17 protein-coding genes are annotated in these 19,882 nt (G+C 61.3%); 12 read left to right on the top strand and 5 right to left on the bottom strand.

Going from position 1 to position 19,882, the window contains the following annotated elements; all coding sequences use genetic code 11:
- The first annotated feature begins 112 nt into the window (after nucleotides 1–112).
- From ORL50_RS05850 to ORL50_RS05810, 9 genes are all read left to right on the top strand, one after another.
- Nucleotides 113–730 (top strand): NUDIX domain-containing protein, encoded by a 618-nt coding sequence (locus ORL50_RS05850; RefSeq protein ID WP_266011006.1) that lies wholly within the window; start codon nucleotides 113–115, stop codon nucleotides 728–730.
- The gene (locus tag ORL50_RS05845) at nucleotides 721–1,173 is read left to right on the top strand and encodes a DUF1249 domain-containing protein (protein ID WP_045061863.1); all 453 of its coding nucleotides are present in this window, start codon (nucleotides 721–723) and stop codon (nucleotides 1,171–1,173) included. The genes ORL50_RS05850 and ORL50_RS05845 overlap by 10 nt, the downstream gene beginning before the upstream one ends.
- A 99-nt stretch (nucleotides 1,174–1,272) precedes the next feature.
- On the top strand, nucleotides 1,273–2,088 hold the full coding sequence (gene cpdA, locus ORL50_RS05840; protein ID WP_266011002.1) for a 3',5'-cyclic-AMP phosphodiesterase: 816 nt from the start codon (nucleotides 1,273–1,275) through the stop codon (nucleotides 2,086–2,088).
- Between the two features lie 67 nt (nucleotides 2,089–2,155).
- The gene (locus ORL50_RS05835) at nucleotides 2,156–2,764 is read left to right on the top strand and encodes a YqiA/YcfP family alpha/beta fold hydrolase (protein ID WP_266011001.1); all 609 of its coding nucleotides are present in this window, start codon (nucleotides 2,156–2,158) and stop codon (nucleotides 2,762–2,764) included.
- A gap of 48 nt (nucleotides 2,765–2,812) precedes the next feature.
- Complete coding sequence (parE, locus tag ORL50_RS05830) at nucleotides 2,813–4,717, top strand: DNA topoisomerase IV subunit B (RefSeq protein WP_266010999.1); 1,905 nt, start codon at nucleotides 2,813–2,815, stop codon at nucleotides 4,715–4,717.
- On the top strand, nucleotides 4,717–5,703 hold the full coding sequence (locus tag ORL50_RS05825; RefSeq protein WP_266010997.1) for an esterase-like activity of phytase family protein: 987 nt from the start codon (nucleotides 4,717–4,719) through the stop codon (nucleotides 5,701–5,703). The genes parE and ORL50_RS05825 overlap by 1 nt, the downstream gene beginning before the upstream one ends.
- Nucleotides 5,700–6,224: a retropepsin-like aspartic protease family protein gene (locus ORL50_RS05820; protein ID WP_266010995.1), complete on the top strand. Its 525-nt coding sequence runs from the start codon at nucleotides 5,700–5,702 to the stop codon at nucleotides 6,222–6,224. The genes ORL50_RS05825 and ORL50_RS05820 overlap by 4 nt, the downstream gene beginning before the upstream one ends.
- 7 nt (nucleotides 6,225–6,231) lie before the next feature.
- Nucleotides 6,232–8,499, top strand: a complete 2,268-nt coding sequence (gene parC, locus ORL50_RS05815) for a DNA topoisomerase IV subunit A (protein ID WP_266010993.1) — start codon at nucleotides 6,232–6,234, stop codon at nucleotides 8,497–8,499.
- A 176-nt stretch (nucleotides 8,500–8,675) separates the two neighbouring features.
- Nucleotides 8,676–9,389 carry a PqiC family protein gene (locus ORL50_RS05810; RefSeq protein ID WP_266010991.1) on the top strand — a complete coding sequence of 238 codons (714 nt, stop codon included), beginning with the start codon at nucleotides 8,676–8,678 and terminating at the stop codon, nucleotides 9,387–9,389.
- Between the two features lie 223 nt (nucleotides 9,390–9,612).
- On the opposite strand, the gene ORL50_RS05805 is transcribed toward ORL50_RS05810, so the two are convergent.
- Nucleotides 9,613–11,133 (bottom strand): AhpA/YtjB family protein, encoded by a 1,521-nt coding sequence (locus ORL50_RS05805; RefSeq protein WP_266010989.1) that lies wholly within the window; start codon nucleotides 11,131–11,133, stop codon nucleotides 9,613–9,615.
- Between the two features lie 135 nt (nucleotides 11,134–11,268).
- Here ORL50_RS05805 and serB point away from each other — a divergent pair, with 135 nt between their 5' ends.
- On the top strand, nucleotides 11,269–12,483 hold the full coding sequence (serB, locus tag ORL50_RS05800) for a phosphoserine phosphatase SerB (RefSeq protein WP_266010987.1): 1,215 nt from the start codon (nucleotides 11,269–11,271) through the stop codon (nucleotides 12,481–12,483).
- A 132-nt stretch (nucleotides 12,484–12,615) separates the two neighbouring features.
- Here serB and ORL50_RS05795 read toward each other — a convergent pair whose 3' ends face one another.
- The 4 genes from ORL50_RS05795 to ORL50_RS05780 form a co-directional block, all read right to left on the bottom strand.
- Entirely contained in the window at nucleotides 12,616–14,394 is a 1,779-nt protein-coding gene (locus tag ORL50_RS05795; protein WP_266010985.1) for a cyclic-di-GMP receptor FimW-related protein, read from the bottom strand.
- A 121-nt stretch (nucleotides 14,395–14,515) separates the two neighbouring features.
- Nucleotides 14,516–15,376, bottom strand: coding sequence for an archaetidylserine decarboxylase (asd, locus tag ORL50_RS05790; RefSeq protein WP_045061852.1), 861 nt, complete (start codon nucleotides 15,374–15,376; stop codon nucleotides 14,516–14,518).
- 18 nt (nucleotides 15,377–15,394) lie between these two features.
- On the bottom strand, nucleotides 15,395–16,210 hold the full coding sequence (locus ORL50_RS05785) for a rhodanese-like domain-containing protein (RefSeq protein ID WP_266010981.1): 816 nt from the start codon (nucleotides 16,208–16,210) through the stop codon (nucleotides 15,395–15,397).
- 42 nt (nucleotides 16,211–16,252) lie between these two features.
- Nucleotides 16,253–17,791, bottom strand: a complete 1,539-nt coding sequence (locus ORL50_RS05780; protein WP_266010979.1) for an HDOD domain-containing protein — start codon at nucleotides 17,789–17,791, stop codon at nucleotides 16,253–16,255.
- A gap of 166 nt (nucleotides 17,792–17,957) precedes the next feature.
- Here ORL50_RS05780 and motA point away from each other — a divergent pair, with 166 nt between their 5' ends.
- Both motA and motB read left to right on the top strand, forming a co-directional pair.
- Nucleotides 17,958–18,809 carry a flagellar motor stator protein MotA gene (gene motA / locus ORL50_RS05775; protein WP_266010977.1) on the top strand — a complete coding sequence of 284 codons (852 nt, stop codon included), beginning with the start codon at nucleotides 17,958–17,960 and terminating at the stop codon, nucleotides 18,807–18,809.
- Between the two features lie 3 nt (nucleotides 18,810–18,812).
- A complete protein-coding gene (gene motB / locus ORL50_RS05770; RefSeq protein WP_266010975.1) occupies nucleotides 18,813–19,841 on the top strand; it encodes a flagellar motor protein MotB in 1,029 nt (342 codons plus the stop codon).
- Nucleotides 19,842–19,882 lie beyond the last annotated feature (41 nt).

The following is a 19,882-nucleotide window of genomic DNA, read 5'->3' as shown; positions in this document are numbered from 1 at the left end:
TCGCCCTCACCGTCTATCCCGCTGGCTGGAAAGGGGCTGCATCAAACGTGGCGGGCGCGTTAGGATGGCGCGAAGTCGAGGCTGGAGCCTCGGTGCAGACTCGAGGATTGTCATGACTGATTTTGCCAACGCCATTCCGACCGCCGTTGAGATCGTTCGGCGCGAAAAGTGCTACGAGGGCTTCTACAAGCTCGAACGTGTGCACTTGCGCCACGAATTGTTCGCCGGGGGCATGAGTCGCGAAATCAATCGAGAACTGTTTGTTCGCCATGATGCTGTCTGCGTGCTGCCTTACGATCCGCAGCGCGACGAAGTGGTGCTGATCGAGCAGTTTCGTGTCGGCGCCTTGGGCAAGACCGACAACCCGTGGCTGATCGAACTGGTCGCTGGTCTGATCGACAAGGATGAACTGCCGGAAGAAGTTGCTCACCGCGAAGCGCAGGAGGAAGCTGGGCTTGTGTTCGGGGCGCTCTGGCCGATGACCAAATATTTTCCATCGCCGGGCGGCAGCAATGAGTTCGTGCATTTGTACCTGGGGCGTTGCCAAACAACCGGGGCCGGCGGCCTGCATGGGCTGGAGGAAGAAGCAGAAGATATCCGCGTTACGGTCTGGGCGTTCGAAGATGCCCTGCAAGCCGTACGCGACGGACGAATTGCCAACGCGGCCAGCATCATTGCCTTGCAATGGCTCGCTTTGAACCGCGCTGAAGTGAGGGGGTTATGGTCGTAAACAAGTTGCGCGATCGCTATCGAGTCGACCTTGCGGGGCTGCAAGCTTCCTGTGAGGCCAACTATGCGCGCCTGATGCGACTGTTGCCGGACATGCGCAGCGAGCCGGCGGCGCGGCGCATTGCCGTGACCCACGGTGACCAGATGCTCGGCGTACTGGCGCTCGAAGTGCTGCAGGTGTGCCCGTACACCACGACCCTGCAAGTGCGCCAGGAACACAGCCTGCCGTGGCTGCCGGTGCCGCAGCTGGAAGTTCAGGTGTATCACGATGCCTGCATGGCCGAAGTGGTCAGTGCCGAACATGCACGACGCTTTCGCGGCATCTATCCTTATCCGAACGCCTCAATGCATCAACCCGATGAAAAAGCCCAGCTGAACATGTTCCTGGGGGAGTGGTTGAGCCATTGTCTGGCGTTGGGACATGAGTACGAAGTCGTTCGCTAGTTGTGAACTGCGTTCAGTTAGCGGCTTTCCTCTTTCGCTCGTCCCCCAGCATAATTGCGGCACTTGTCCATCCCCGTGATTTCGCCTTGGGAGAACGCCTTGCCGAGCGTATCCAAATTGACCGCCGCCGACCCGGCGTTGCTGGTGCAACTCTCCGACAGCCACCTGTTCGCCGAGGCGGATCGCACGTTGCTGGGGATGAATACCCGGCACAGCCTGATGAAGGTCCTCGAACTGGTGCGCCTGCAGCAGCCGCAGATCGACCTGGTGATTGCCAGCGGTGACCTGTCCCAGGACGGATCGCTGGAGTCTTATCAGTTGTTTCGCGACCTGACCCGCCAACTCGATGCGCCGGCGCGCTGGATTCCCGGTAACCACGATGAGCCGCAGGTCATGGCCGAGGCGGCGGTGCAGAGCGCCTTGCTGGAGCCGGTGGTGGATATCGGCAACTGGCGCGTGACGCTCCTGGATTCGGCGGTGCCGGGCTCGGTGCCGGGGTATTTGCAGGATGAACAACTGCAGTTGCTCGCCCGCTCGTTGAGCGAAGCGCCGGAACGCCATCATCTGGTGTGTTTCCACCACCATCCGGTGTCGATCGGCTGTGCCTGGATGGAGCCGATAGGTTTGCGCAATCCAGATGCGCTGTTTGCCGTGCTGGACCGCTTTGCGCAAGTGCGCGCGGTGCTTTGGGGGCATGTACATCAGGAGATTGACCGCGAGCGCAATGGGGTGCGCTTGATGGCTTCGCCTTCGACCTGCATTCAGTTTGAACCGGGGAGCGATGATTTCGCGGTGGGGGAGCAGGCCCCAGGGTATCGGTGGTTGCGGTTGATGCCCGACGGGCAGATTGAGACAGGCGTCGAGCGAGTAACAGGATTCGAGTTCCAGGTTGATTACCACTCTGACGGCTATTGATGCTGGCCCAACACCCCCTGGCACCCTGTAAACTCCGCCTTCTTTACCCGACGCACAGGGAGCTCCAATGTCCGGCTCGATCCTCTACATTCATGGTTTCAACAGCGCGCCTTCCTCGAAAAAGGCCACTCAGCTGATGAAAGTGATGGAACGCCTGGGGTTGAGCGATCAGCTGCGCGTGCCGGCCCTGCATCATCATCCGCGTGAAGCCATCGGTCAGCTTGAGCAGTCGATTGCCGAGCTCGGGCGGCCACTGCTGGTCGGCAGCTCACTCGGCGGCTACTATGCGACTCACCTGGCGGAGCGCTATGGCCTCAAGGCCCTGCTGATCAACCCCGCCGTCAGCCCGCACCGCATGTTCGACGGGCACCTGGGGACGCAGACCAACCTGTACACCGATGAAACCTGGGAGCTGACCCACGATCATGTGACGGCCCTGGCCGAGCTGGAAGTGCCGGCACCGCTAGACCCCCAGCGCTATCAGGTGTGGCTGCAGACCGGTGATGAAACCCTGGACTACCGCCTCGCCCAGCAGTACTACCGGGCCTGTGCCTTGCGCATCCAGGCCGGCGGCGACCACAGTTTTCAGGGCTTTGCCACGCAGCTGCCGGCCATGTTGAGTTTTGCCGGTATCGGCGCAGATTTGTATCAAATGATTGATTTCACAGCACTGTGACCGGCCCTTTTTCTACCGAACACTTTTTTCAAAGGACGACGAGATCCCATGGCCACTCCCGGCGCTAGCTCTTATAACGCAGACGCCATCGAAGTCCTCTCGGGCCTCGACCCGGTGCGCAAACGCCCTGGCATGTACACCGACACCAGCCGGCCGAACCACCTCGCCCAGGAAGTCATCGACAACAGCGTCGACGAAGCCTTGGCCGGGCACGCGACCTCGGTGCAGGTCATCCTCCACGCCGATCACTCCCTTGAAGTCAGCGATGACGGACGCGGCATGCCGGTGGATATTCACCCGGAAGAGGGTGTTTCCGGTGTCGAGCTGATCCTCACCAAGCTGCATGCGGGCGGCAAGTTCTCCAACAAGAACTATCAGTTCTCCGGCGGTTTGCACGGGGTGGGTATTTCCGTGGTCAACGCCCTGTCGACCGAAGTCCGGGTACGCGTCAAGCGTGACGGCAGCGAATACCAGATGACTTTCGCCGACGGTTACAAAAAAACCGAGCTGGAAGTGGTCGGTACCGTCGGCAAGCGCAATACCGGTACCAGCGTGTTCTTCGCGCCGGACCCGAAGTACTTCGATTCACCGAAATTCTCCATCAGCCGCCTCAAGCACGTGCTCAAGGCCAAGGCCGTATTGTGCCCGGGGCTGCTGGTCAGCTTTGAAGACAAGGCCTCCGGCGAGAAAGTCGAATGGCATTACGAGGACGGCCTGCGTTCCTATCTGGTCGATGCGGTCACCGAGTTCGAACGCCTGCCAGACGAGCCGTTCTGCGGCAGCCTGGCCGGTAACAAGGAAGCGGTCGATTGGGCGCTGCTGTGGTTGCCCGAAGGCGGCGACAGCGTGCAGGAAAGTTACGTCAACCTGATCCCGACAGCCCAGGGCGGTACCCACGTCAACGGACTGCGCCAGGGCCTGCTCGACGCCATGCGTGAATTCTGCGAGTTCCGCAGCTTGCTGCCGCGCGGAGTGAAGCTGGCGCCGGAAGACGTCTGGGAGCGCATCGCCTTCGTCTTGTCGATGAAGATGCAGGAGCCGCAGTTCTCCGGCCAGACCAAGGAACGCCTGTCGTCGCGCGAAGCCGCGGCGTTCGTCTCCGGAGTCGTCAAGGACGCGTTCAGCCTGTGGCTGAACGCCCACCCGGAAACCGGCATGCTGCTGGCCGAGCTCGCCATCAACAACGCCGGCCGCCGTCTCAAGGCCAGCAAGAAGGTCGAGCGCAAGCGCATCACCCAAGGCCCGGCACTGCCCGGCAAACTCGCCGACTGCGCCGGGCAGGACCCGATGCGCTCCGAACTGTTCCTGGTGGAAGGTGATTCCGCCGGCGGTTCGGCCAAGCAGGCGCGAGACAAGGAGTTCCAGGCGATCCTGCCGTTGCGCGGGAAGATCCTCAATACCTGGGAAGTCGACGGCAGCGAAGTCCTGGCGAGCCAGGAAGTGCACAACATCGCCGTGGCGATCGGAGTTGATCCGGGCGCTGCGGACATGAGCCAGCTGCGTTACGGCAAGATCTGCATCCTCGCCGACGCCGACTCCGATGGCCTGCACATTGCGACCCTGCTGTGCGCCTTGTTCGTCCAGCACTTCCGCCCATTGGTCGATGCCGGTCACGTCTACGTCGCGATGCCGCCGCTGTACCGTATCGACCTCGGCAAGGAAATCTTCTACGCCCTGGACGAAGCCGAGCGTGACGGCATTCTTGATCGCCTGGTGGCCGAGAAAAAACGCGGCAAGCCACAGGTCACCCGATTCAAAGGCCTGGGTGAAATGAACCCGCCGCAGCTGCGCGAGACCACCATGGACCCGAACACCCGGCGCCTGGTGCAATTGACGCTGGAAGACTACGAAGCTACTGCAGAAATGATGGACATGCTGCTGGCGAAGAAGCGCGCCGGTGATCGCAAGTCCTGGCTGGAATCCAAAGGCAACCTGGCCGAGGTTCTTGGCTGATGCGGGTTGGCTTTGCCCTGGCGTGTGCGTTACTCCTGAGCACGGCGGCCCTGGCCGATCCGCTCCCGGAGTTGCGCCTGGTTTCCGGGCATGCCGTGGACGGCATGCATGGCGGCAACCTGTCGGGTCTGGCGCAGTGTGGCAACGAGCTGTGGACGGTGTCCGATCGCGACGATGACCAGATCTACCGCCTCGATACCCGCCAGGACACCTGGCAGGCCGAAGCCGTGCGCATCGACGTGCCCGTGGTTCCGGCCAGCGGTTTGCCCTGGAGCTTGAGTTCGCGCAGCTGGGCGGCGTCGTTCGTGCGCGGCGGCGACCTGGATTTTGAAGGCATCACCTGCGACAGCGCTGGCAATCGTTACATCGTCAGCGAGTCCCATGCAGCGGTGTTGAAAGTGCCAGCAACCGGGCCCGCGTCCTGGTTGCAGATCTCACCCAGGCTAGTGCGGGAGTCGCGAGCCGCTGGCATGCTGCTGCGCTTCAATGCACTGTTTGAAGGCTTGGCGGTCAGCCCGCAAGGCGACCGGATATGGTTGGCCGCCGAACGTGATCGACGTGGCCTGCTGCTGATCAAGCGTGGATCGACTCAATGGGACTGTGATGACAGCTGTGTTTTGCTCAGCGAGGGCGGCCAGCGACCGCAGCCGGCACAGTTTCACCTCTCGAGGCCAGTGTCTCGGGACTTCGCCGACCTGTCGCTGTTCGACGGCAAACTGTTCACCCTGGAACGTAATGCCTACGAAATCTGTCGCCGCGACGCATCGACGGCCAAGGTCGAGCGTTGCTGGTCGTATGCGGCTGAGTTGTTGCAGGATGGCCGTCGTTATCCACAGGACTATGGGCTGGAAGAAGCACTGGTCGTAGACGCCACAGGCGCCTGGATCGGCGTCGACAACAACACCGGCGCCCGCGTCGATGGTGAGGTTCGCCCGTTCATCTGGCGCTTCGCCGCGCCCGAAGGCGGCTGGAGCGGTAAATCATGAGTCAACAAACGCCGGGAAAGCGTGCAGGTCGGGTGCTGATGGTGCTGGCCTGGTGCGCTGCGTTGTTTTTGGCAACGAAGTTTTTCGGCGAATGGGAAGCGCGACAGCAAAATCCCAATGTCGTGGTCGACTCCGAGCAGGGCGAGGGCTTTATCGAGGTGAAGCTGGCCAGCAATCGCCAGGGCCACTTCGTCGCCAGCGGCCAGATCAACGGCCAGCCGGTGGATTTCATGCTCGACACCGGGGCGACCGATGTTTCGGTCCCGGCGGAAATGGCCAAGCGGCTGAAACTGGAAGAGGGCTTCGGGGTGACCCTGAGCACCGCCAACGGTTTGAGCAAGGGTTATCGAACCCGTATCGACCGGCTGCAGGTCGGCGACATCGTGCTGCGTGACGTTCGCGCGCTGGTCGCCCCCGGGCTGGAAGGCAATCAGGTGCTGCTCGGTATGAGCGCACTGAACAAACTTGAATTTACTCAGCGCGGTGGCACCATGCTGCTGCGCCAGACAACGAACCGATGAGGCCCGCATGAGCGACATCCTTGCAGACAGCTTAGACGGCGTAGAACGCCGATCGCTGGCTGACTTCACCGAAAGTGCCTACCTCAACTACTCCATGTACGTGATCATGGACCGCGCCTTGCCGCATATCGGCGACGGCTTGAAGCCGGTGCAGCGGCGCATCATCTACGCGATGAGCGAGTTGGGGCTGGACGCCGATTCCAAGCACAAGAAATCGGCGCGAACCGTCGGTGACGTGCTCGGTAAGTTCCACCCCCACGGTGACTCTGCCTGCTACGAAGCGATGGTACTGATGGCCCAGCCGTTCAGCTATCGCTACACGCTGGTCGACGGCCAGGGCAACTGGGGTGCGCCGGACGATCCCAAGTCGTTCGCCGCCATGCGTTACACCGAGGCGCGGCTGTCGCGTTATTCCGAGGTGCTGCTCAGCGAACTGGGCCAGGGCACAGCCGACTGGGGGCCGAACTTCGACGGAACTCTCGACGAACCCCTGGTGTTGCCTGCACGTTTGCCGAATATTCTCCTTAACGGCACCACCGGCATCGCCGTGGGCATGGCCACCGACGTGCCGCCGCACAACCTGCGTGAAGTGGCCACCGCCTGCGTGCGCCTGCTGGATGAACCCAAAGCCACGGTCGAACAGCTGTGTGAACACATCCAGGGCCCGGATTACCCGACCGAAGCGGAGATCATCACGCCGCGGGCTGACCTGCTGAAAATCTACGAGACCGGTCGCGGCTCCGTGCGCATGCGTGCGGTTTATCACATCGAAGACGGCGATATCATCGTCACCGCACTGCCCCATCAAGTCTCCGGTGCCAAAGTGCTGGAGCAGATCGCCGCGATGATGCAGGCCAAGCCGTCCAAGGCCCCGCAGATCGCTGACCTGCGCGACGAATCCGACCACGAGAACCCGTGCCGCATTGTGATTATCCCGGGTGCGCGGAAGAATTTTGACCACGATGGGTTGATGCAGCACTTGTTCGCCAGCACCGAGCTGGAGTCGAGCTACCGCGTCAACATCAACATCATCGGCCTGGACGGCAAGCCGCAGCTGAAGAACCTGCGGGCGTTGCTCGTGGAGTGGCTGGAATTCCGCGTGCAGACCGTGCGGCGCCGCCTGCAATTCCGCCTCGACAAGGTTGAGCGTCGCTTGCACCTGTTGGACGGCTTGTTGATTGCCTACCTCAACCTGGATGAAGTGATTCACATCATCCGCACCGAGGAGCATCCGAAAGCCGCGCTGATCGAGCGCTTTGCTCTGAGCGAGATCCAGGCCGACTACATCCTCGACACCCGCCTGCGTCAATTGGCGCGACTGGAAGAGATGAAGCTGCGCAGCGAGCAGGATGAGCTGCTCAAAGAACAAGCCAAGCTGCAAGCCCTGTTGAGCAGCGAAGCCAAGCTGAAGAAACTGGTGCGTACCGAGCTGATCAAGGACGCCGAAACCTATGGCGACGATCGTCGTTCGCCAATTGTCGAGCGCGCTGAAGCCAAGGCCCTGACCGAGCACGATCTGCTGCCGAACGAGAAAGTCACGGTGGTGCTGTCGGAAAAAGGCTGGATACGCTCGGCCAAGGGCCACGAAATCGATGCCACCGGGCTGTCGTACAAAGCCGGGGATGGCTTCAAGGCCCTGGCCGCCGGGCGCTCCAACCAGTTTGCGGTCTTTATCGACTCCACTGGTCGCAGCTACTCGGTCGCGGCGCACACCTTGCCGTCGGCCCGTGGCCAGGGCGAACCCCTGACCGGCCGCCTGACGCCGCCGCCAGGCGCCACCTTCGAATGCGTGATGATGCCTGAGGACGATGCGCTGTACGTGATCGCCTCGGACGCCGGATATGGATTTGTGGTCAAGGGCGAAGACCTGCAGGCCAAGAACAAGGCGGGCAAGGCACTGTTGAGCCTGCCAAACAACGCCAAGGTGATTCTGCCAAGGCCCGTGGCTGATCGTGAGCATAACTGGCTGGCCTCGGTGACCACCGAAGGTCGCCTGCTGATCTTCAAGATCAGCGATCTGCCACAATTAGGTAAGGGCAAAGGCAACAAGATCATCGGTATTCCCGGTGAGCGAGTCGCCAGTCGCGAAGAATATGTCACGGACATCGCGGTACTGCCGGATGGCGCCACACTGGTGCTGCAGGCCGGAAAACGTACCTTGTCGCTCAAGGCGGACGACCTCGAACACTACAAAGGTGAGCGTGGGCGCCGTGGTAACAAACTGCCACGTGGCTTCCAGAGGGTGGATGCGCTGTTCGTCGAAAACCTCAATTAGGCGTGCTAGAGCGCTCGATCTGCGATTTAACGCGTAGATCGACGCTTTCGCGCTGGAGTCGGGACGCATATTCACGGATGATACGGCCTTTCAAGCGCCGGCGTGGCCGAGCGATCTTCATATTTATTGAGTATTTTCACTGTGGTTAGCCGTGTGGCAACCACCTGGATGGGACGATGACTGCTCTGCGCCTTCCTTTTATCTTGATGCTCGCTGGCGTTCTTGGCCTGGCGGGTTGCAGCGTTCACCAACCGGTGTCGCTGTATCAGCTGGACAGTGGCAATCCGGTTCAGCCCGCACAAAGTGCCGGCATGGCCGTATTGCTGGGGCCGGTGACGATTGCCGACTACCTGCAACGGGAAACCCTGCTGCAGCGTCAACCCGATGGCAGCCTCCAGGCTTCGACCGATGGTCGCTGGGCCGGGAGCCTGTCTTCGGACATCGACCAATTGCTGTTGCGCCAGGTATCTGGTCATCTGGACAGCCAGCGCGTAGTGCTGGCGCCGGCGACCCTGGGTTTCACGCCGGATGTGCAGGTGCTGCTGACCATTACGCGCCTGGACTCGGGTGAGTCGCAGCCAGCGATCCTCGATGCGCAATGGCGCTTGATCGACCGTCGCGGCCAGGTTCGTGACAATCGCATCATTCATCTGCAAGAGCAGCACGCTGGTGGTACTGCGGCTCAGGTCCAGGCCCAGGGCGTGTTGCTGCAGAAGCTGGCGGAGCAGTTGTCGGTAGCGCTCAAGCCCCTGGCTAACCAGCCGCCAATCGCCGAGGCGCCGAAGAAACCGGCAGCCAAGCCGGTGGCGCCTGCGGCAGAAAAGGACAAGCAGCCAAAGATCCCGATGGCTTCGCCGATTCGCACGGATATGGAAGTATTCAGGTTCTGAAGCCTGGGTGAACCCATAACAGAGCCCGCCTTGTGCGGGCTTTGTTGTTTTTGCCCTGGAGATTTACGGTGTTGCTGCCGGCCTCATCACGAGCATGCTCACTCCTACATTGGATCGGTGTTGTCCCCCACTGTAGGAGTGAGCCTGCTCGCGATGAGGCCCTTACAGCCAACAAAAAAGCCCGCAGACAATCACTCATCTGCGGGCTTTTTCACATCAGGGCTTAAGCCCGGCGTTCATGCATCCGCGCCAGTTGCCGCTCCAGCATCGATGGGTACGGCTCCATCAACCGCTCCACGCAGCAGGCGCCCTCGGGGCTGGCGATCGGACGGATCCGCGCACGTTGGCGGATCAGCACGTCGTCACTGATCTTGCGTTCCACCAGCAGCAGATTACGACTGTGTTGTGACAGGGCCAGGGCATCCTGGGCCGACTCGGTCAGCAGCAGGTCGATCTGGCTCAGGCCGTACAGCTCGTCACCCAAGGTGAGACCCAGCTGCAGTTGCAGGGTAATGCCCGAGTCGGCCACTTCGATCTGCAACTGATGACCCAGCGCACGCAGCAACTCGCCGCAGCAAATCGCATTGGTCAGGTAGTCTTCGCCGCTGTCTTCGGTGTGGAACAGCATCAGCGTGCTGCCGTCGTTCAGGGTATGCAGCTCGCTCTGGTAGAGCGAAGCGGCCTGGTCGAGGCAGTCGCGATAACGCTTGAGCAACTCCTCCAGACGAGTGCGGGGCAGGCGACGCAGTTGATCCTGGGCGCCCAGTTGCACGGCCAGTACGGCGCTGTGCTGCGGCACGTTGGAGGCCCGCGCTTTAACCACTGGTGCAGGTTCGCTGGTGACTGTCTCGTCACGAAGATCGGCAAAAGGGTCTTCGTCGTCATCATCTTCCACAGTACTGACGATCTGCCGAGGTGCAGGCTTCAAGCCGGCTACTGGCCGGGTTTCGTCGAAACTCGGGTCGCGCAGGTTGCGGACCTCGAAAGCCGGTTCGTCGTCCTCTTCTACCTCGTCGAACTCGGGCTCTGGTTCGGGCTCGGGTTCAACAGGCTCCGGGGCGAAGTTGGCGTGCAGCTGGCGCGCCAGGTCGCCGATCTCGTCCTGACGCTCGGTGGCCGGGGTGTATTCGTCGATATTGCGCAGCCACACCCGCAGTTGCAGCAGCGGCGTGGAGATGTGCCGACCGAGGCGCAGACTCAGGGCCAGGGACAAGGCCAGCAGAATGGCGCTGAGGATGCCCATGCTCTGCAGGCTGATGGTCATCGGTTGCTGAAATTGATCCATGTCCAGGCTGATGCGCAGTTGCCCGGCGGTCACGTCCTGAAAGGTGATCTTGCTCTGGTACATGCCCTCGGCTTCGCCCAGCAGGCTGTGCTTGGGGCGCTGACCGGCTTCGGCGAGGATGCGGTTATCCACGCTATAGATGGCGGCGTGAGCCACCAGCTTGTTCTTGGTCAGGTTGTTGAGCAGCACATTCAGGCTGAGGATGTCGTTGGACACCAGCAGCTCGGTGGCGGAGGTGGCGGTTTGCGTAGTCAGGCTTTCGCCCAGCGCATCCGCCTGCTCGTGCATGGCCTGCTTGAACTGCAAACCCATCACGCAGGCGTAGATGACCAGGGCCAGAGCGACCAGGATCACGTTATGGCTGGCAATGCGTAATGCAATCGGTACACGGCGATGGCGCAGTGCCCGGAAGATCAGCAGAAAGAAGTTATCGGTTTTTACTGGCGTGGGCCGGTTCACTTGAGCTCGGCTCTTTTGTCCGTGAAGTTGACGCGCAGTATAGCGACAGGCCCCAGACCGGCAAAGCGCTCACGGTGCCCGATGGTCACTGAATGTGGGTAGAATGCGGTTTTTTTCCACTTGCGGGGGTGCGCCTTGCGCGAAATCGTCCTGATTAACATCACGGGAGTCGACCGTCCGGGTCTGACTGCGGCCATTACCGGCGTTCTGGCCCAGGGTGGTGTAAACATTCTCGACATCGGCCAGGCGGTGATCCACGACACCCTGTCGTTCGGCATCCTGGTTGAAATTCCCGACACCGAGCAAGGCAAGTCGGTCCTCAAGGACATCCTGTTCACGGCCTACAAGCTGGATCAGCAGGTGCGCTTCACTCCGGTTTCCGAAGAGGATTACCAGCAGTGGGTCGGCAATCAGGGGAAGAAACGCCACATTGTCACCCTGTTGACCCGCAAAGTGACGGCCGAGCAACTGCAGGCCGTCAGCTCGATCACCGCCAAATATGAGCTGAACATCGATCATATCGATCGTTTGTCCGGGCGCATGCCGCTGGATACGCCGGCCGACAAGGGCAAGGGCTGCATCGAGTTTTCCGTGCGTGGCGAAGCGGCCGACCCACAGGCGCTGCGGGCCGAGTTCCTGAGCGTGGCGCAGGACCTGAACGTCGATATTGCCTTCCAGGAAGACTCGCTGTTCCGCCGCAACCGGCGCCTGGCGGTATTCGACATGGACTCGACGCTGATCGAGGCCGAAGTCATCGACGAGCTGGCCAAGGCCGCCGGTGTCGGCGAGCAGGTTTCGGCGATCACCGAACGAGCGATGGCCGGCGAGCTGGATTTTCGCGCAAGTTTCAAGGAACGCCTGGCCTTGCTGCAGGGGCTGGATGTTAGCGTACTGGATTCGATCGGCGCGTCACTGCGTCTGACCGAAGGCGCCGAAACCCTGTTCGCCGAACTCAAGCGCCTGGGTTACAAGACCGCCATCCTGTCCGGCGGCTTCACTTATTTCGCCAAGCAGTTGCAAGCCAAGCTGGGCATTGACTACGTGTTCGCCAATGAACTGGAAGTGGTCGACGGCAAGGTGACTGGCGTGGCGGTCGAGCCGATCGTCGATGCTCAGCGCAAGGCGGACCTGTTGAAGGAGCTGGCGCACAAAGAGGGCCTGCGGCTGGAACAGACGATTGCCGTCGGCGATGGCGCCAACGATTTGCCGATGCTGGCGATTGCCGGGTTGGGCGTGGCATTCCGCGCCAAGCCGCTGGTCAAGCAGTCGGCGAAACAGGCGATCTCCACCCTGGGGCTGGATGGGGTGCTGTATCTGCTGGGCTTTCGGGATCGTGATGGGCAGCTCTGAGATTTTAGTCGCCTGATCAGACCTCATCGCGGGCAAGCCTTGCTCCCACAAAATCACCCACCTGGGAGCTTCACTGACCTGTGGGAGCAAGGCTTGCCCGCGATGGCCGCACCACTATTTTCATGCCTATGCTCAAAGCGACTTCCACAAAGAATCAAAATCCTCCTCAGTGCCGCCACCCGCGGCGTTGTCGCTCTTGCCCGCCTCCAAAGACCGGTAAGCAAACTGGTTGAAACTGTTGGTACTCGCCACCCGTCGATCCAGCCCTGCCCGGTGTTCCTCGCCGTTGGTATTGATCATCACCTTCTGTCCTTCCTGAAACGGCAGGCGCGGCGCAAGCAGCGTGGCTGGCAGGTCGACCGCGCTGATCGCGGGTAGCAACAGGCCGCGCAGGTAGTGACTGTGGTCATCACGGGTGCGCACCAGTTGCAGGCCGCATGGCTCGGCATAGGGGGCAACCTGCTCGATCCCCATCTGTGTTCCACCGCCACGCACCTGACGAATCCAGCGTACCACTGCGATGCTCCAGCCCTGGCCGGCGATGTCCTCGATGCCGACCATCTCGCCCGCCTGGAGCTCGGCGGGCACTTCGCCGGGCCAGGCCAGGCAATAGCCGCCAGGGCTGTGGTTGACCACCGGCAAGACATAGGTTGGGAAATGTCGGTTACTGTCTGCAGCCTCATTGCTGTCATCGTTCTGCAGCTGGGGATATTCGATTTCTTCGTAGGGCAGCAAGTCTTGGCCGTTGCCATCAGGGGCGGCATCAAAGGCGTGAGTCCATTGGTCCTGCCCCTTGTTTGCCGACGCCTGCGCGGAAAATTTCGCCTGGCGGCCACCGTGGTTTTTCAGCAAGTCACTGAACGAGCGCTGCCCGCCCAGATAGAAGTGCAGGGCGCTCATGCCAACGCACAGGGTCAACTGGCCCTGGCTGGGCGTGCGCTGAAAACTGCGCTCGGCTGCCTGGCCCCAGGCGGCACTCAGGTGTTGCAAGGTATCCAGGCTCAAGCCGGTTGGCACCAGCAGCGGTTTCGCCGAGACGGTCTTGAGCAGGTGAGCGTCGAGGGCAGTCACCAGCGGCTGGGTATCAATCGCCAATAACTCGCCCTGTTGTTCGCTCCTGAACTTGGAGCGATACCGCGGTGCCGTATCGAGCATCGGCGCGACGGCGAACAGCCCCTCCACCGATTTGCGTGGCTGCAGCGTAATCAGCGAGCTCCATGACTCCAGCACCTCGGCGAGGCGCGCGATCTGGTTCTGGCGCAGTTGATTGCAGCGTGCGGCACCCATCAGCAGCGCCGTAACATAAGTCTGCTCGACGCTCAGGTTTTGCGTCTGGCTGGCCAGTTCGTCGCGCACGCTCTGGCGCTGGAGCTGGTGCGAGCAGGCGATTCGATACAGTTGATGCAGCTCCAGCCAGAGACCTTCCGGCGCCGGGCAATACAGCTGCGTCGCTCGCATCAGTGGACCGTTGAGGCAATGAATCGCTCGTTGCAGTGCCTGAGTCAGGAGCGGGGCGCGGTCCTTGCTGAAACGCGGCGAAATGCGCAGGACGATCTGTTTGTAGCCAATCGCCAGGTGGCTTTGCAGTGCCTGGCACAGATTCGCGATCTTGCGCGAGCGCTCGTCCAGCACGATCGCCTGGTGCAGGAAGTGCCGCTCCAGGTGTTTGCAGACGTAGTACACCTCGGGTCGCAACAGCTCGAGCAGTTGCAGGCGATTGTCGCTGGGGGTTAGCAGCTGGTTGAGTTCGCCCAGGCCCTGATAGAGCAGGCGGGCGGTCTCGCCAATGTTGGCCTTGGGCAGGTTGGCGATCCAGCGCTTGAGGTCACGCGGGGTCGGTTCACAGAACGACAGGCGCGACTGCTGGGGAAGCGGGGCACGTAACAACTGGAGTGGGCTGGTCTCATTCATGGCAAAAACCATAGCAGGAATCAGACCGTGTAGGAGCTGCCGGAGGCTGCGATCTTTTGATTTTAATAACAAAGTCAAAAGATCGCAGCCTGCGGCAGCTCCTACGGGGATAGGTTGGCTATCAGGCCTTAGGCAAACCCAACGCCTGACCCATTTGCACCGGGGACAGCGCGCCCAGGCCTTCAGCCCATTTCACCTGATCCGGCCCGAACAGCACGACAGCAGTCGAACCCAGCTTGAAGCGTCCCAATTCCGCACCTTTTTCCAGGTGGATCGGCGCACGGGCGGCTTCGTCGTAGCGGAAGGTTTTCAGCTCACGCTTCGGCGGAGTGACCAGGCCGGCCCAGACGGTTTCGATCGACGCCACAATCATCGCGCCCACCAGCACCACGGCCATCGGCCCGCGCTCGGTGTCGAAGATGCATGCCACGCGCTCGTTACGGGCGAACAGCTCCGGAACGTTTTCGGCGGTGGTCTGGTTGACCGAGAAGATGCGACCCGGGATGTAGACCATCTCACGCAAGGTACCGGCCAGTGGCATGTGCACGCGGTGGTAGTCTTTCGGCGACAGGTAGATGGTCGCGAAATCACCGCCCATGAACGGCGCAGCGTTGGCCGCATCGCCACCCAGCAATTCGAGCACGCTGAAACTGTGGCCCTTGGCCTGGAACACGCGACCGTGCTCGATCGGGCCAAGCTGGCTGACTGCGCCATCGGCTGGGCTGAGGATCGCCCCGGGCGTTTCATCCAGTGGGCGCGCACCCTCTTTCAGGGCGCGGGTAAAGAATGCGTTGAAATGCTCGTAGGCTGTCAGGTCTTCGACCAGCGCCTGGGACATGTCCACCTGATAACGCTTGGCGAACCAGGCGGTGAACGCATTCTTGAACCAGCGCACGCGGCATTCGGCAATGCAGCCGGCCAGTCGCGAGAGCAAGTGATGAGGCAGCAGGTATTGGCTGAGGATAAACAGACGCTTGTTCATTAACTGTCCTTAAAAACCTTAGATCTCTACGGGGGTGTCGGGATGGTTGCCCCATTCGCCCCAGGAGCCGGCGTAACCCTTGACCCGCGGATAACCGAGCGCCTTGGCCACCAGATAAGTGAAGCCAGAGCGATGGTGAGTCTGGCAGTGAGTAATAACTTCTTTGTCCGGGGTTATCCCCAGTTGTTCGAGGATTTGCGGCATATCAGTGCGGATGCGCAGGTTGCGCGCCTGATCCATGCCGGCGGTCCATTCGAAATTGATCGCGCCGGGAATGTGTCCGGCCTTGGCCGCCAGGACCTTTTGGCCGGAATATTCCTGCGGGGCGCGCGCGTCCCAGATCGCCAGGTCGGTGGCGCCAACCCGGCTTTGCAGGTATTCACGGGTAGCGGTGGGCTCGTCGTGCAAGGTCAGGCTTACCGGACCCCCCGCCGAAACCGGGACCTCGGTCGAGACCGGCAGGCCTTCCGCCAGCCAGGACAGCAGGCCGCCATCCAGGTAGTGGTAGTTCTTGTGACCGATCACGTCGAGCAACCAGATGAAGCGCCCGGCCCAGCCGCCGCCTTCGTCGTCATACACCACGTACACCGCATCCTTGTTGTGGCCCAGTTCGCCAAACAACGCTTCAAGTGCAGCGTGCGGCGGCATCAGGCCCGGAGCGGGAGGCTGACCGAGTTGCGTGCGCTTGGGGTCGACAAAGCGCGCCCCAGGTATATGCCCTTGGGCGTAGCGGGCACTGCTGGTGAGGTCCACCAGAATCAGATTGCGCGCGTCGAGACGGGCGAGCAGGTCGCCTGGCTCGATGACCAGCGCCAAGCCAGAGAAGTCAGACATGTGAGGTCTCCAGAGCACAAAAAGGAGGATTGTAACGCAGCCTCATTGGCCACGGTGGCTAAAGCTGTGCAGCGCCTTCTCGATACATTGCGCGGTTTTGCCGAAGGCTTGCACGGTGATGTCCGAGAAAGGCCCGCCACCCTGGTCCGCCACCACGAGCATAATCACCCGGCCGTTATTGACCAGTGAGCGCAGCAGCAAGTGTTCGCCGGAAAATAGCGAGCGCAGGCTGGCCGGCAGTAAACCAGACAGCTGGGCATTGTTTTGCGGAGTCAGGCGCACCTGGGCCTGTTGGGCGAGCAGGCGTTGCAGCACGGTGCTCTGGCTGACCTGCAGGTTCAGGCTGGCGACGTCCTTGGGTAGTCCGGCGCTTTGATGCACGCGCAAATTGGCGTGGCTGCGATCGGCCATCAGGATCAGCACCCGGCGCATGCCGCAGGCGAGCAGTGCATCCCTGGCGGACGTGGTCAGGTGCATCGCATTGGCGAAGCGACTCGGTTCCACCAGCAACTCGGCACACACCTTGCGCCACTTGGCCAGGTCTTGCGCAGTCGGCGGGGCGGTCGGCTGCAAACCTGCCTGCAGGCGGCTGGTGTCCCACGGCCAGATCAGCGACACCGCCGGGTGCCACAGGTCAGGCATGGCATGCAGCCTGGCGCTGTTGGCGGCTTGCTGGTGCAATTGTTGCTGCACCTCGTCCATCGATTCTTGCAGGTACAGGCTGGTCAGGTACTGCCAGCGTTTGCTGTGGGGACTGTCCCAGGCCTGTTGCGCCGACAGCGCCAGGCCATTGGCTAGCAGTACGGTGTTGGCAGGCTGATTGAGCCAGCGACGCAGGGTTGGGTCGTCGTCCAGGCGATTCTGCTGGCGCAACGGATGATCGCTGTCGCGAGCAATGCGCAGGACCTTGACCAGTTCCCGCTGCTCATTGAGCAACAGGCGGTAACCCTGCTCGACCCAGATCGGCAGACGCCACAGATCAACCAAAGCCTGGCAGATTTCCAGCAAACGCACGCCGAACAGCTGGAGTTCGACCTTGCGCGCCGATTCGCCTTTATGAATCACCCGCCGTTCCCACTCTTCAAGCAATTGCGGGGAGGTCAGCGCCATCGGCCAAAGCGGTGACAAAAACAGCAGGCTGCCCCAATGAATGTCCTGCCACAGCCGCGCCAGGCGACTGGCAAAAAAGCCATTGGCTTGCTGGCTCGCGTGCTGGCTGATCAGCTGCAACTGGCGCAAGGCCGGGGGTATTTCCAGCTGGGGCAGCGTCGGCAGGCGGGCGAGCAATTCTTCAGTACGTTTCAGGCCGAGCCGAGTGATCGCCACCTCGAGGTTTTCCGCCGGTTCACTCATGCCGCTGCGCGCCTGCCGGTTGGCTTCGCGTATCACGCTCAGCGCCAGGGCCGGGCTGCCCTGGATCAGTTCGGCGATATCGCGCAACGAGCTGCGGTTATTGCGAATCGCCTGGCACACCCGGTCGTGACTGGCTTGCGGAACGGGCAGGCGCACGCTATCGAGAAGCTTGGTCCAGCCTTCGAGAGTCGTGGGTTGTGGGGTTGGAACGTGCGTTTCATTAGCCATGGTTGGACGTAATCATCGTCTGCATTACCTGCGCGCTGAATGAGCCAAAGTGGCTTTTCGCCTGAACGGGCTATAGTCTGGCGCAGTTTTGCCGATAAGTAGAAGAAGAGATTTTTTAACTTCCGAATATGACCTTGAACCCGACTCAGTAAGTGCTCTCCTACCTATGGCTAAAATAATCGGCATCATTGTCGTATTCGCGAGCGTGCTCGGCGGATACGTGCTTTCCCACGGCAAAATCGCCGCCCTGATCCAGCCTTTCGAGGTACTGATCATTGGCGGTGCAGCGCTTGGCGCATTCCTGCAGGCCAACCCTGGCTATATGACGATGCACGTGCTCAAGAAGTCCCTGAGCATGTTCGGGTCGCGCTTCAGTCATGCCTTCTACCTGGAAGTGCTGGGTCTGATTTACGAGATCCTCAACAAGAGCCGCCGTGAAGGCATGATGGCGATCGAAGGCGACATCGAGGATGCGGCGGCGAGCCCGATTTTCGCCAAATACCCGACTGTTCTCAAAGATGAGCGCATGACCGCGTTCATCTGTGACTACCTGCGCATCATGTCCTCCGGCAACATGGCGCCCCATGAGCTCGAAGGTCTGTTCGACATGGAGCTCTACAGTCTCAAGGAAGACCTTGAACACCCGTCCCACGCCGTCAACGGCATCGCCGACGCCATGCCGGGATTCGGTATCGTGGCTGCCGTATTGGGCATCGTGGTGACCATGGCCTCCCTCGGTGAAGGCGACCAGAAAGCCATCGGCATGCACGTCGGCGCGGCGCTGGTGGGGACCTTTTTCGGTATTCTCGCGGCTTACGGTTTCTTCGGCCCATTGGCCCATTCCCTGGCTCACGATGCCAAGGAAGAGTTGAACGTATACGAGGCCATCAAGGCTTCGCTCGTCGCTTCGGCCTCCGGCATGCCGCCATCGCTGGCGGTGGAGTTCGGGCGCAAGGTGCTGTATCCGGCGCACCGTCCGAGCTTCTCCGAGCTGGAACAAGCGGTTCGCGGACGCTGAGTCATGGAAAACAACCAGCCGATAATCATCAAGCGCGTCAAGCGCATCGCCGCCGGGCATCACGGCGGCGCCTGGAAAATCGCCTTCGCCGACTTCGCGACGGCGATGATGGCGTTCTTCCTGGTGTTGTGGCTGCTGTCCACGGCGACGCCTGAGCAGAAAATCGCCATCGCCGGCTACTTCAAGGACCCGATCGGTTTTTCCGAAAGCGGCACGCCCTACATCATCGACCTGGGCGGCTCGCCGACCCTGGCGCCGGAGAACACCCTCAATCCTGAAGTCAAGTCTCAGCCGCAGCCGGACAAGGTGACCATCGATACCGAGCAGGTCGAAGGCATGGCCGAGCAGGTCGAGAAAGAGCGCCTGGAACTGTTGCTGCAAGAGCTGCAGAACAAGGTCGACGAGAACCCGCAGCTGCAGAAATTCAAGGATCAGATCCTGTTCGAGATCACCCCGAACAGCTTGCGCATCCAGATCATGGACGCGGAAAACCGGCCGATGTTCGACTCGGGCAGCGCCCGTTTGAAACCTTACTTCGAAGACATCCTGCTGGCCATGGCTGACACCATCAAGGCGGTGCCGAACAAGATCAGCATCAGCGGCCACACCGATGCCACGCCGTACACTGGCACCGGCGAGTTTGGTAACTGGGAACTGTCGGCCAACCGCGCCAACGCTGCGCGGCGCGCACTGGTAGCCGGCAGTTATCCGGAGTCGCAGGTGGCACGCGTGGTCGGTTATGCGTCTTCGGCCCTGTTCGATCGGGAGAAACCGTTCAATCCGGTCAACCGCCGTATCGACATCGTGGTCTTGACCAAAAAGGCCCAGGAAGCGATTGAAGGAGCGCAAGGTGCCGACCCTTCAGGCGCGCTACCCCAGGGCCAGGGTGCACCGGGCGAAGTCCCGCCCACCCCGGTCGACCCGAATGCCTTGCCGGCGGACAAGCAGCCGATACCGGCGCATGAGATTCGCGAACGGTTGAATCTGTTCGAGGATGCCGCGCCCAAGCCGGCTGAACCGGCCAAACCATAAACCACGAAAAAGCCGACCATCTATGTCGGCTTTTTTGTCGC

This window comes from Pseudomonas sp. RIT-562 (genome assembly GCF_026241895.1).
Taxonomy (GTDB): domain Bacteria; phylum Pseudomonadota; class Gammaproteobacteria; order Pseudomonadales; family Pseudomonadaceae; genus Aquipseudomonas; species Aquipseudomonas mandelii_F.
The sequence above is the reverse complement of the archived record's forward strand: the minus strand, read 5'-3'. Positions and strand labels throughout refer to the sequence as shown.